Genomic DNA, 10,793 nt, shown 5'->3' with positions numbered 1-10,793 from the left:
CAATACGGCCCTGCGTACCCCCGCGCCACAGCCGAACCGGAGCCCCCCTCCACCTGACGCTTCCCCACCCCGCCTCTCCTTGCTAAACACGATCCTGGACACGTCCGATCAGGGCGGCTCGCCCGAATCGTCCATGACCGGCACAGGAAGCGCAGCGCACCATGACCGACCCAGCCCACGCGGCCCACCCGGCAGGCCCCGGGGACCCCAACGCCCCCCTCTCGCAGGTCGACGCCACCTACGGCATATCCCGCCTCACCGCCCTCCCCGCCGACGGCACCCACGGGACCTTCGAACTCGACCTCGGCGGCCACGAAGCCCGGCGCCGGGCCGAAGTCCTCGCCGCGCTCGGCGACACCTGGGACCCGGTCGCGGCCCTCGCGGACGAGGCGGCGGCCCAGCGGCTCCTCTACTCCGGCCTCGACGCCGACCAGCAGGCCACGTACGACATGCTCGTCGCCGCCGGAGTGCTCCCGCCCGCCGGGCAGGACTGAGCATGCTGCCGCTCGACCCCACCGCCGACAGAGGCCGCCGCGCCTGGGTGCCCTGCCCCCGCTGCCAGGACCACCGGGACTGCGACCTCTGCCGCGACGGCCGCACCTGCCCGGACCACTGGCGCTACCTCCTCTCCAACCAGGGCAGCCTCCTCCACCTCCAGTGCTCCACCTGCGCCCACCTATGGGCCTGGGACTCCGGCTTCGGCGCCGGCATACGACGTACGGCTCCCTGACCCCGCCGCCCGGCAGCGGACGGGACCGACCACCCACGCCGACCGGACCGCCCCTCGCTGCTCGCCGACCGCCAAACGCCAAGCGCGAACTACCAACCCCGCCGACCCTCGAGCTCCCGCCCTTCCCCTGCGACTCCGCCCCGACAGCGATACCGTGCCGCTACCGGCCCGCCGACGGTCATGACCACGGCGGGAGCGACTACCCAAGGTCCCGGGAGCAGGTAGGTATGGAATCGCACACCGCGCAGCGGGCACGAGCGCTCTGGCTGATGACCGAACCGCTGCACGCGGTCTGCTACTTCGATCCCGACTGCCGGGCCCTGGGCAGATCCCTCGGCCTCAAGGGCTTCTGGATGGGCTACTTCGCCGCCCGCACCGCTCCTCTCGGCGCGATCGAACCGGCCGCCGCCACCGCCGTCCTCGGGGTCTTCCGCGCGGATATGGTGGCCCGCGCGCTGCCCGCCGCATGGAGCGTCGTCAGCCCAACCCACGTCCTCGACGAGCGCGGCACCCGCGCCGCCCGCGCCCTCCGCGCCATCGACCCGGACCTGGAACGGTCCGCCACCGCGCTTCTGCCCCGCCTCCAGAGGCTCGTCGACGACGCCCCGGACACCGCGCGCCCGCTCTTCGCCGCCAACCGCGCCCTGTGCGACCACGCCGACCCCGTCGAACGGCTCTGGCAACTCACCACCGCCCTCCGCGAGTTCCGCGGCGACGCGCACCTCGCCGTACTCGCCGACCGGGAACTCGACGGCTGCGAGGCGCTGGTCCTGACCGCCGCCGCCGGCCGGGTGCCCCGCGACACCATGCGGGAGGACCGCGGCTGGACCGAGGAGGAATGGGCGGCCGCCGGGGACCGCCTGCGCGCTCGCGGTCTCCTGGACGCCCACGGCGGCGCGACCCCGGCGGGGCTGCGCGAACGCACCCACATCGAGTCGGAGACCGACCGCCTGGCGGCCCGGCTGCTCCGCCCGCTCGCCCCGGCCGACGCCGACGACCTGATCGGCCTGCTGCACCCCGTCGTCCGCCGTGTCCTGGCCGCCGATCTGCTGCCGTTCCCCAACCCCATCGGGCTGCCCCGCCCCGACATGCCGTAGCCCACCGCGCCCCGGCCACCACGATCCACCGCGTCAACCATCAACCCCGCACCCCCGTATGCCTCGACGGCTCCCCGGCCGCCGGCCGTCTCTCTCCGACCCTCCCGGGGCCCTCCCGGCCGTCTCTCCTCCGACTGCTCACGAAGGTAACGCGCCGCACTGACAATCGACTTTCACCTGCGGGGGAGCCCGCGGGACTACGACGTAATTGTCATTTCATGGTCCGATGGGTGCTTTGGAGTGCTTTGCAGCGACAGATCGGATCACCTGCGACGGAAGCGGCGTTGACTGAGTATGGATCCGAGAGAATTGTGGGACCGCAACGCCGTACTGGCAGAAGCGTTTTGCCTTGGTGACGAGCGCGTCCGGGAAGCGCAGGCCAGACTGGATGAGGCACAGGCGGACCGGTCACGCGTCCTGGCGGCGTTCGCGGTGACGGTGGGCAGCACGGGCGCGGTGGCCGGGCTGTTCGGGCTGAACGAGCGCGAAGTGCGCGTCGCCCGGCGCACGGTGGGCAAGGACGACGCCCGCGCCGTCGCCGAGGAACTGCTCTCCGCCGCCCGTACGCCACCCAAGGAACCCGACGAACCTTCCCCGGCATACGACCACTCTTCCGATTACTCCGCCACGGCCTACTCCTCCCCGGCGGTGTCGATGCCGACCGCCGGCCGGCCGGCCGGCGCCCCGCGCGAGAACGCCCCCGGCACCGCCGACCAGAACTGGTCCCCGGCCATGGACGCGGTCCTTATCGGAAGCTGGCAGACCGGCGTGGACCTGCGCGAACTGGCCACCGAGTTCGGCCTCGACCTCAGCCGCCTGATGGCCCGCGCCCAGCAGCTGTCCGCCCAGGGCCGCTTCTACCCCGGCCCCGCCGAGGCCCACGCGGGCCGCCACCGCCGGGGACCCGGGGACGTCCACGAATCCGAATACACCATTCCGGCCCAGCAGACGTCGTCCTGGAACTCCGCGCCCGCCGCCCACCACATGACGTCCGCCTCCTGGCACACCGGCACCATGCCCACCGCCGAATCCGTTACCGACGTCACCGCCCTCACCTCCGACTGGGACAGCGCCCTCGCCCCCTGGGGCTCCCTCACCCCCGCCCACGAGGAGTCCGCCCCGGCCCATCAGCCATGGGCCCAGTACCACCTCAGCTCGTGACCGGGCACGGCGCGGGAACGAAGCCGCGGTGGGGGACGGGTGCGGTGGCGGCGGTCCGGCGCAGGGTTGACCCATCCAACGAAAACAGTTGCCCACCACGCTAGTCACAACTGATTCAGTGATTTACCTGGCTGAAAAATAATGAAGTCGTTATTCTGACAGGCAGTCCCGCCGGGCTGCCCCCTCGCGTACGCAGCCCCCGCCGCACAGCCGACCGCCCGGACCGGGACAGCCGACCCAGACAGACAGGTAACTGGCATGACCGCGCCGATATCCCACCCGGGCCGCACGCTGACCGAGACCGACCGCACCCGGCACCGCCGCCTGCGCGAGCAGGGCAGCCTCGACCGCGCCGCCCTCGACGCCATCCTGGCGGCCGGCTTCGTCTGCCACCTCGGCGTCACCGTCGACGGCTCGGTGCGGGTGTTCCCCACCGTCTACGGCGCGGACGGCACCACCCTCTACCTCCACGGTTCGGTCGCCAGCCGCAGCCTCGTCGCCGCCCCGGAGGCGGACGTCTGCGTCACCGTGACCCACGTGGACGGCCTGGTCCTGGCCCGTTCCGTCTTCGAGCACGGCGTCAACTACCGCAGCGCGATGATCTACGGCGTCCCGCGCCTCGTCACCGACCCCGACGAGAAGCTCGCGGGCCTGCGCTGCCTCACCGAGCAGTCCGCACCCGGCCAGTGGGACTACGCCCGCCGGCCGAACCGCAAGGAACTGGCCGCCACGGCGCTGCTCGCCCTCCCGCTCGACGAGGCGTCGGTGAAGATCCGTACCGGCGCACCGGACGACGGCGACGGCCCGGACGCCGCCCTGGGCCTCTGGGCGGGCGTCCTCCCGCTCCGCAGCCACTGGGGCACCCCGCAACCCGACCCGGCCCTCGGCCCGGACGCCGCACCCCCGGCCCACATCACCGCACGCGCGGGCACACCGGCCTCGTAAGAAAGCCAGCGGTGGCCTGGGCAATTCGGGGAGGCGGGGAGGCGGGGGCCGGGAGGGCCGCCACGCCGCCGGTGAACCTCAGCGCCCGCGCAGGGCCTTGCGTTTGCACCAGGCCACCAGCAGCGCCGCCAGCCCGCTGGCCGCGATGAACCCCATGGCGAGCAGGAACGCCGGCGAGGTCGGCGCGGAGGCCCGCGCGCCGGCGACCGCGTACGCCGCCGTGTTGGGCAGACTGCCCAGGGCCGTGGCCAGGAGGTACGGGGCCCAGCCCATACGGGAGACCGCGGCCGAGTAGTTCGTGGCGGCGAACGGCAGGCCGGGGAAGAGGCGGATCGCGAGCATGGAACGGAAGCCGTGTTCGCTCAACTGCCGGTCGGCGGCCGCCAGCCAGCGGCCCCGCAGCAGCGGCCGCAGCGCCTCCTGGCCCAGCAGCCGGCCCAGCCCGAAGGCCAGCCCGGCCCCCAGCACCGTACCGGCGAGCGCCGTGACCAGGCCCGACTGACTGCCGAAGAGCGCGCCCGCGGCCAGGTTGAGCACCGGCCGCGGCACGAAGGCGGTGGTGCACACGCCGTACGCCAGCGCGAAGATCACCAGGGCCGCCGGCCCGGACAGCTGCGCGGGCCAGCCGCCGGTCAGCAGCCGCTGCGGATGCCACAGCAGCACCGCGGCCCCGGCGGACAGCAGCAGCGCCAGGAGGAGCGCCAGGCGCGCCCAGGGGGAGAACAGCAGACGCGTGCAGCGCACGGCGAGGCCGTCGGGCGTTGCGGCGGGGACGGGCATCCCGGGAGCGTAACCGACAAGCGCGGCGCACGGCCGCAATCCGGGCCGCACGGCCACCACGTACGGGCCGTCAGGTCGCCAGGTCGCCAGGTCGTCAGCCGCCTCACGGGCCGTCAGCTGTCCGCGGTCCCATGCTCCTGGCCGGTAATAAATGGTTCGACGGCGGGGCGCCGCCCCGGCACCATAGGACCCATGTTCCGGCGCGCCTTCCTCCCGACGCCGTCCGCGGTCCTCACGACCGCCGCGGACGCGCCGAAGGCTGCCGCCGCGTTCCTCGCCGAGGCCACCACGGCTGCCCCTGGCGTCACGGCCACCGCTGGCACCACCCCGGCCCTCACCTGCGCCGCCGCCGCAGCCGCCCGGGCCGCTGCCGCAGCCATCCCGGCTGCCTCCGCGGTCGTCCCGGCCGCCGCCGCGGCCGACGGCGCGCGACGCTGACCCTCTCCGGATCGTCCGGCGGACCCCGCAGGGGGAGGGTCGGAGCGGGCCAGGGGTCCCCACGACGCCAAGTCGTCGTCATCACCGCATCGTTGCGAGGAAGCACACCATGCCCAAGACGGCATATGTCCGGACCAAGCCGCATCTCAACATCGGCACCATGGGCCACGTCGACCACGGCAAGACCACGCTCACCGCCGCCATCACCAAGGTCCTCAGCGAGCGCGGCAGCGGCACCTTCGTCCCGTTCGAGCGGATCGACCGGGCCCCGGAGGAGGCCGCCCGTGGCATCACCATCAACATCTCGCACGTCGAGTACGAGACCGACACCCGGCACTACGCCCATGTCGACATGCCCGGCCACGCCGACTTCGTCAAGAACATGGTGACCGGCGCGACCCAGCTCGACGGCGCGATCCTCGTCGTCTCCGCGCTCGACGGCGTCATGCCGCAGACCGCCGAACACGTCCTGCTCGCCAAGCAGGTCGGCGTCCGCCACATCGTCGTCGCGCTCAACAAGGCCGACGCCGGCGACCCCGAGCTCACCGACCTGGTGGAGCTGGAGGTGCGCGAACTGCTCACCGCGCACGGCTACGACGGCGAGCACCTGCCCGTCGTCCGCGTCTCCGGGCTGCGCGCCCTGGAGGGCGACCCGCGCTGGACGGACGCGATCGGCGCGCTGCTGGACGCCGTGGACACCTTCGTCCCGATGCCCGAGCGGTACGTGGACGCGCCGTTCCTGCTGTCCGTGGAGAACGTGCTGACGATCACCGGACGCGGCACGGTCGTCACCGGCGCCGTCGAGCGCGGCACCGTGCGCTGCGGCGACCAGGTGTCCGTACTGGGCGGTGACGAGGACATGGCCAGCGTCGTCACCGGGGTGGAGACCTTCGGGAAACCGATGGAGTTCGCCGAGGCCGGCGACAACGTGGCGCTGCTGCTCCGCGGTCTGCACCGCGACCGCGTACGCCGCGGACACGTGGTCGCGGCGCCGGGCAGCGCCGCGCCGCGACGGCGCTTCACCGCCGAGGTCTACCTCCTCTCCACGGAGGAGGGCGGCCGCCGCACGCCGCTGTCCACCGGCTACCGCCCGCAGTTCTACATCCGCACCGCGGACGTGGCCGGCGCCCTCGACCTGGAGGCTCGCGCCGTCGCCCGCCCCGGCGAGACGGTGACCGCCACTGTCGACCTGGACCGCGCCGTCCCCCTGGAGCCCGGCCTCGGCTTCGCCATCCGCGAAGGCGGCCGAACGGTGGGCGCGGGGACGGTACGAACGGTCGAGGACACGGGCGACGCGTCGTGACCGTGCCGGTGACGGGTGACGGGTGACGGGTGACGGGTGGCGTAGGCGTGAAGTGTGACGCCGACGTGTACGACGTCTGACGTGTGACGGCACCCGGCGCACGGCGCCACTCCCGCCCGGGCCCGGGCCCACCCACGGCCCGGGCGGCAGAGCCTTGCCCGCCCGCACCTTCCCTGCGATCGTCCATGGACCACCCCACCGCCCAGACCACCCCACCGCCCCCGAAGGGACCCCATATGCCGGACCCGGCGAAGAAGAAGGCGCTCGTCCTCGGCGGCGGAGGGCTGACCGGCATCGGCTGGGAGGTCGGCATGCTGGCCGGGCTCGCCGAGGCGGGTGTCGATCTCTCCGACGCCGATGTCGTGATCGGCACCTCCGCCGGTTCCATCGTCGGCGCGCAACTGACGTCCGGCCGGGACGGGTTGGAAGAGCTCTACGAGCGCCAACTGGCCGCACCGGACGGGCGGCCGGCGGCCCGTATGGGCCCGGCCGTGTTCGCCCGCTTCGCGGCCACCGCACTGCGTTCCCGGGACGCCGTCTCGTTCGGCGTACGGATGGGGCGGCTCGCGCTCGCGGCGCGCACCGTCCCGGAGGCGGAACACCGCGCGGCCATCGCCCGCACCCTGCGCGTGGACGACTGGCCCACGCGGCGGCTCATGGTCACCGCCGTGGACTCGCTGACGGGGGAGCGCGCCGCCTTCGACGCCACCAGCGGCGTCCCGCTGCTCGACGCGGTGAGCGCGAGCTGCGCCGTACCGGGCATCTACCCGCCGATCACCCTCGACGGGAAACGGTGGGTGGACGGCGGCGTGCACTCCAGCGCCAACGCGGACCTGGCCGAGGGGTACGAGCGGGTGGTCGTGATCGCGCCGATGGCCGTCAGCGGCGGCCCGATCGTCGCGCCCCGCACGCAGGCCGCGCGACTGGCCGAACGGGGTGCCCGGGTCGTCGTGATCACCCCGGACCGCGCCGCCAGGACAGCGTTCGGCCGCAACGTGCTCGACCCGGCCCGCCGCCCCGCCGCCGCCCGCGCCGGCCACCGCCAAGCGTCCCACCACGCCCCCGCCCTCCACACCCTCTGGACCACGAACGCCCCCTGAAGGCCGGCCGGTCGCCGGGCCCCTGCCCGCATCACGCCGACTGGCTCGGCGCCGGTCCCATGCTCCCGATGGACGGCCCCGACCTACCAGGACCTACGGGGTGCCCGGGACCTACGGGGTGCCCGGAGGGACAGGGCCGAACTGGGACCCGGCGAACCGTGGCGGACGTGACGGCGCTTTCAGGGGGCGCTGTCCTCGTCAGACGGCCCGCCAGACAGTGCCTGGCGCCCGCCGGACAGTGCCTGGCATCCGCCGGCGAGGCGCCTGGCGTCCGCCGCGAGGCCCAACGACCGGATCAAAAGGCCATACGGCCGGTTCTTCGCGGAACAGCTTGCCCGGGCTGACGGTCTGGCTGGGCAGATGCCCGTAGACCTCCAGTGACACCAGGCCGTGCAGATGCCCCCAGATGCGCAGGGCGAGGGCCATGGCGGCGGGCCGGCAGACGCGATGGCGTCACCGCGAGGGCCGTGCCCACGGTCACCGCGACAGTGACGTGCGGCACCCCCACGACCGCCCGGCACAATGGCCTGGTGAACGACGAATCACCGGCGGCGGCCAACGACACCCCGGCAGCCGACCACCCCCTAGGGCCCGACACACCCCCGCCTGTGACACCGGGTGCTGAGCCCACGCCTGCGGCTCCGGGAACTGAACCGGCCCCACCCGGCGACCCAGCAACGGCCCCCGCCCTGCCCGGGGCCCCGGACCCGCTCCCCATCACCCGGCCCGTCGACCACGGCATGGCCAAACTCCTCCCGGACATCGACCGGCCCCGCGCCTGGCTGCTCACGGTGGACGGCGCGCCCCAGTCGTACGTCGACCTCGACGCGCCCACCCACCTGGAGTTCGAGTACGTACGCCGGCTCGCACACGTCCTGGACGAGGCCGCCCCCGAGGGCCGGCCGCTCGACGTGCTGCACCTGGGCGGCGGCGCGCTGACCCTGCCCCGCTACGTCGCCGCGACCCGCCCGCACTCCCGCCAGGACGTGATCGACGCCGACCGCGGCCTGCTCGCCCTGGTGACGGAACACCTCCCGCTGCCGGACGACTCCGGCATCACCCTGCACGCCCAGGACGCCCGCGCGGCACTGGAGGCAGCGCCGCCGGCCGGCGCCGACGTCATCGTGGCGGATGTCTTCAGCGGCTCGCGGGTGCCCGCGCCGCTGACCTCGGTCGAGTACGCGCGCGCCGCAGCCCGCGCCCTCCGCCCCCACGGTCTGTACGCCGCGAACCTCGCCGACGGAGCCCCCTTCGACTTCCTCCGCCGCCAACTGGCCAACTTCGCCGCGGGGTTCCATCACCTCGCCCTCATCGCCGAGCCCTCGGTGCTCCGCGGCCGCCGTTTCGGCAACGCGGTCCTCCTCGCCTCGCAGGCGGAACTCCCGCTCGCGGCGCTGGCCCGCCGTACCGCCGCCGACGCGTTCCCCGCGCGGGTCGAACACGGTGCCCCACTGCGGCGCCTGATCGCCGGCGCGCTCCCCGTCCCCGACGCGGAAGCCCGTCCTTCCCCGCAGCCCCCGGACGGCGCCTTCAGCCTCAACTGATCCCTGGCCGCTCCCGGAGCGGCCACCGTTCGATGGCGATCTCCGGGGTCGATCGGTCCGGGTCGATCGGTCGGGCGCTGATTCCAGCACGCGCCCCGCGACCTCTACCGGGCCGCCGATCGGTGGGCGAGCGTCGTGCGCGGGTGGCGGGTGGCGGGTGGCGGATGGCGGGTGCTGCGGGCAGGTGGGCGTTTGCGGGTGGGTGGCCCCGGCGCTGCGGGGGGCGGGGATGGATTGTTGGGCGCTCTCGTGGGGCCTATGTCGTTGTGGCGTTGAGTTGCTGAGGGTTGTGGGCGGGTTGGGCCTTGGGGCCGGGTGCCGGGGGCGCCTCCTTCTTCCTTTTACGGCAACGATTACGGAGAGTTAAATGTTCCCGGGGGATTGTTGCTCTTGGTAGGGGGAGTGGGGGGAGAGGTGGGTGGGTGGTGGGTGAGGTTGCGGACTTCGGGGACGCAGAGGACGGCTGCGGTGAGGAGGGTGATGAGGGCGGCGCAGGACCAGAGGGCGGCGGGGCGGCCGATGAGGTTCTGGGCGGGGCCGGCGAGGGCGGTGGCCACCGGGACGCCCGCCAGGGAGCCGAGCCAGTCGTAAGAGGACACGCGGGAGAACTTCTCCTCCGGGATCTCCTGGTGCAGGGCCGTCATCCAGGTCACCGAGAAGACCTCGACCGCGACACCGGTGCCGAACATGATCGCGGCGAGCCAGCCGGCCGGCACCGGTACGGCGAGCGCGGCGGCCGGGAGGGCGAGCGGGAAGATGCAGAGCGTTCCCGTGAGCAGGAGTCGGCGCGGCGTGAAGCGGGTCATGAGGAGTGCGCCGGACGCGGTGCCGGTGGCGAAGGCGGCCAGTGCGAGCCCCCAGGGCCCGGCGCCGCCCAGATGGTCCTCGGCGACCAGCGGCCCGTAGACCGACTGGACGGTGACGACCACCGCGTTGACGACGCAGAACTGGGCGACGATCGCCCACAGCCACGGCCGGGACGTGACCTCCCGCCAGCCGTCGCGCAGGTCGTTGGCGATCCCGGCGCTCGGGGCGCGTAGCGGGAAGCCTGTGACGTCGAGGAATCCGCGCAGTGACCCGGCGGCGGCGAAGGCGGCGGCGTCGATCGCCAGTACCCAGCCCGGTCCGGCGGCGGTCACCAGGGCGCCGCCGAGTGCCGCGCCCCCGATGGCCGCGCCGTTCACGCCGATCCGGAACACCGCGAAGGCCCGGCCGGCCCGCTCCCCGGAGACGCTGGCGAACACCATGCCCTCCGCGGCCGGGGCGAAGAACGCCTGCCCGGTGCCGCCGACCGCCGCCAGGAGCGCCATCTGCCACAACCGCGCCGACCCGGAGAGAACGAGCAGCGCGAAGAGGCCCTGGGAAAGGCAGTTGACGGTGTTCGCGGCGATCATGACGCGGTGGCGCGGGAGCCGGTCGGCGACGGCTCCGCCGATCAGGAGGAAGAGGACGAGCGGGACCATACGGGCCGCGGAGACCAGTCCGACATCGGTGGCGGAGCCGCCGTCGCCGAGCACCGCGAACGAGGTGGCGATCAGCGCCCCGCTGTTGCCGAGGCCGGAGATCACGGTGGCGGCGCTGAGCAGGAGGAAGTTGCGGCTCGCCCAGGCCGGGCGGGGTGCCATCAGGACCGATTCCGGGGGCGGGGCGGCTGTGGGCAGGCACCGTGGGCGCGTTCGGGGCCGAGGCCGGGGC

At 73.9% G+C, this 10,793-nt stretch carries 11 protein-coding genes; 9 read left to right on the top strand and 2 right to left on the bottom strand.

What is annotated here, in order from left to right:
- Positions 1-245: 245 nt before the first annotated feature.
- The 5 genes from ADL22_RS07020 (at position 246) to ADL22_RS07000 (ending at position 3,933) form a co-directional block, all read left to right on the top strand.
- Complete coding sequence (locus tag ADL22_RS07020; protein WP_066974821.1) at positions 246-494, top strand: DUF6400 family protein; 249 nt, start codon at positions 246-248, stop codon at positions 492-494.
- A gap of 2 nt (positions 495-496) precedes the next feature.
- Complete coding sequence (locus ADL22_RS07015; protein ID WP_066974817.1) at positions 497-730, top strand: hypothetical protein; 234 nt, start codon at positions 497-499, stop codon at positions 728-730.
- 227 nt (positions 731-957) lie between these two features.
- Positions 958-1,827 (top strand): SCO6745 family protein, encoded by an 870-nt coding sequence (locus ADL22_RS07010; RefSeq protein WP_066974815.1) that lies wholly within the window; start codon positions 958-960, stop codon positions 1,825-1,827.
- 432 nt (positions 1,828-2,259) lie between these two features.
- On the top strand, positions 2,260-2,988 hold the full coding sequence (locus ADL22_RS07005; RefSeq protein ID WP_234430578.1) for a hypothetical protein: 729 nt from the start codon (positions 2,260-2,262) through the stop codon (positions 2,986-2,988).
- A 258-nt stretch (positions 2,989-3,246) separates the two neighbouring features.
- Positions 3,247-3,933 (top strand): pyridoxamine 5'-phosphate oxidase family protein, encoded by a 687-nt coding sequence (locus ADL22_RS07000; RefSeq protein ID WP_066974811.1) that lies wholly within the window; start codon positions 3,247-3,249, stop codon positions 3,931-3,933.
- Positions 3,934-4,011: 78 nt separating this feature from the next.
- Here ADL22_RS07000 and ADL22_RS06995 read toward each other — a convergent pair whose 3' ends face one another.
- Positions 4,012-4,713: a TVP38/TMEM64 family protein gene (locus ADL22_RS06995; protein ID WP_079063903.1), complete on the bottom strand. Its 702-nt coding sequence runs from the start codon at positions 4,711-4,713 to the stop codon at positions 4,012-4,014.
- A 192-nt stretch (positions 4,714-4,905) separates the two neighbouring features.
- On the opposite strand from ADL22_RS06995, the gene ADL22_RS06990 reads away from it, so the two are divergent.
- From ADL22_RS06990 to ADL22_RS06975, 4 genes are all read left to right on the top strand, one after another.
- Complete coding sequence (locus ADL22_RS06990; protein WP_066974809.1) at positions 4,906-5,151, top strand: hypothetical protein; 246 nt, start codon at positions 4,906-4,908, stop codon at positions 5,149-5,151.
- A 109-nt stretch (positions 5,152-5,260) separates the two neighbouring features.
- The gene (tuf, locus tag ADL22_RS06985) at positions 5,261-6,454 is read left to right on the top strand and encodes an elongation factor Tu (protein WP_066974807.1); all 1,194 of its coding nucleotides are present in this window, start codon (positions 5,261-5,263) and stop codon (positions 6,452-6,454) included.
- Positions 6,455-6,690: 236 nt separating this feature from the next.
- Positions 6,691-7,554 carry a patatin-like phospholipase family protein gene (locus tag ADL22_RS06980; protein ID WP_066974805.1) on the top strand — a complete coding sequence of 288 codons (864 nt, stop codon included), beginning with the start codon at positions 6,691-6,693 and terminating at the stop codon, positions 7,552-7,554.
- Between the two features lie 740 nt (positions 7,555-8,294).
- Positions 8,295-9,098 carry a spermidine synthase gene (locus ADL22_RS06975; RefSeq protein WP_066974795.1) on the top strand — a complete coding sequence of 268 codons (804 nt, stop codon included), beginning with the start codon at positions 8,295-8,297 and terminating at the stop codon, positions 9,096-9,098.
- 353 nt (positions 9,099-9,451) lie between these two features.
- Here ADL22_RS06975 and ADL22_RS06970 read toward each other — a convergent pair whose 3' ends face one another.
- The gene (locus ADL22_RS06970) at positions 9,452-10,723 is read right to left on the bottom strand and encodes an MFS transporter (RefSeq protein ID WP_079063902.1); all 1,272 of its coding nucleotides are present in this window, start codon (positions 10,721-10,723) and stop codon (positions 9,452-9,454) included.
- Between the last annotated feature and the right edge of the window lie 70 nt (positions 10,724-10,793).

The organism is Streptomyces sp. NRRL F-4489 (genome assembly GCF_001509485.1).
GTDB lineage: Bacteria > Actinomycetota > Actinomycetes > Streptomycetales > Streptomycetaceae > Streptomyces.
The sequence above is the reverse complement of the archived record's forward strand: the minus strand, read 5'-3'. Positions and strand labels throughout refer to the sequence as shown.

Bases quoted from the DNA above. Each gene is read 5' to 3' on its own strand.
- ADL22_RS06990 (WP_066974809.1), top strand. From the start codon at position 4,906: ATGTTCCGGCGCGCCTTCCTCCCGACGCCGTCCGCGGTCCTCACGACC.
- ADL22_RS06980 (WP_066974805.1), top strand. From the start codon at position 6,691: ATGCCGGACCCGGCGAAGAAGAAGGCGCTCGTCCTCGGCGGCGGAGGG.
- ADL22_RS07015 (WP_066974817.1), top strand. From the start codon at position 497: ATGCTGCCGCTCGACCCCACCGCCGACAGAGGCCGCCGCGCCTGGGTG.
- ADL22_RS06995 (WP_079063903.1), bottom strand. From the start codon at position 4,713: ATGCCCGTCCCCGCCGCAACGCCCGACGGCCTCGCCGTGCGCTGCACG.
- ADL22_RS07010 (WP_066974815.1), top strand. From the start codon at position 958: ATGGAATCGCACACCGCGCAGCGGGCACGAGCGCTCTGGCTGATGACC.
- ADL22_RS07000 (WP_066974811.1), top strand. From the start codon at position 3,247: ATGACCGCGCCGATATCCCACCCGGGCCGCACGCTGACCGAGACCGAC.
- ADL22_RS06975 (WP_066974795.1), top strand. From the start codon at position 8,295: ATGGCCAAACTCCTCCCGGACATCGACCGGCCCCGCGCCTGGCTGCTC.
- tuf (WP_066974807.1), top strand. From the start codon at position 5,261: ATGCCCAAGACGGCATATGTCCGGACCAAGCCGCATCTCAACATCGGC.
- ADL22_RS06970 (WP_079063902.1), bottom strand. From the start codon at position 10,723: ATGGCACCCCGCCCGGCCTGGGCGAGCCGCAACTTCCTCCTGCTCAGC.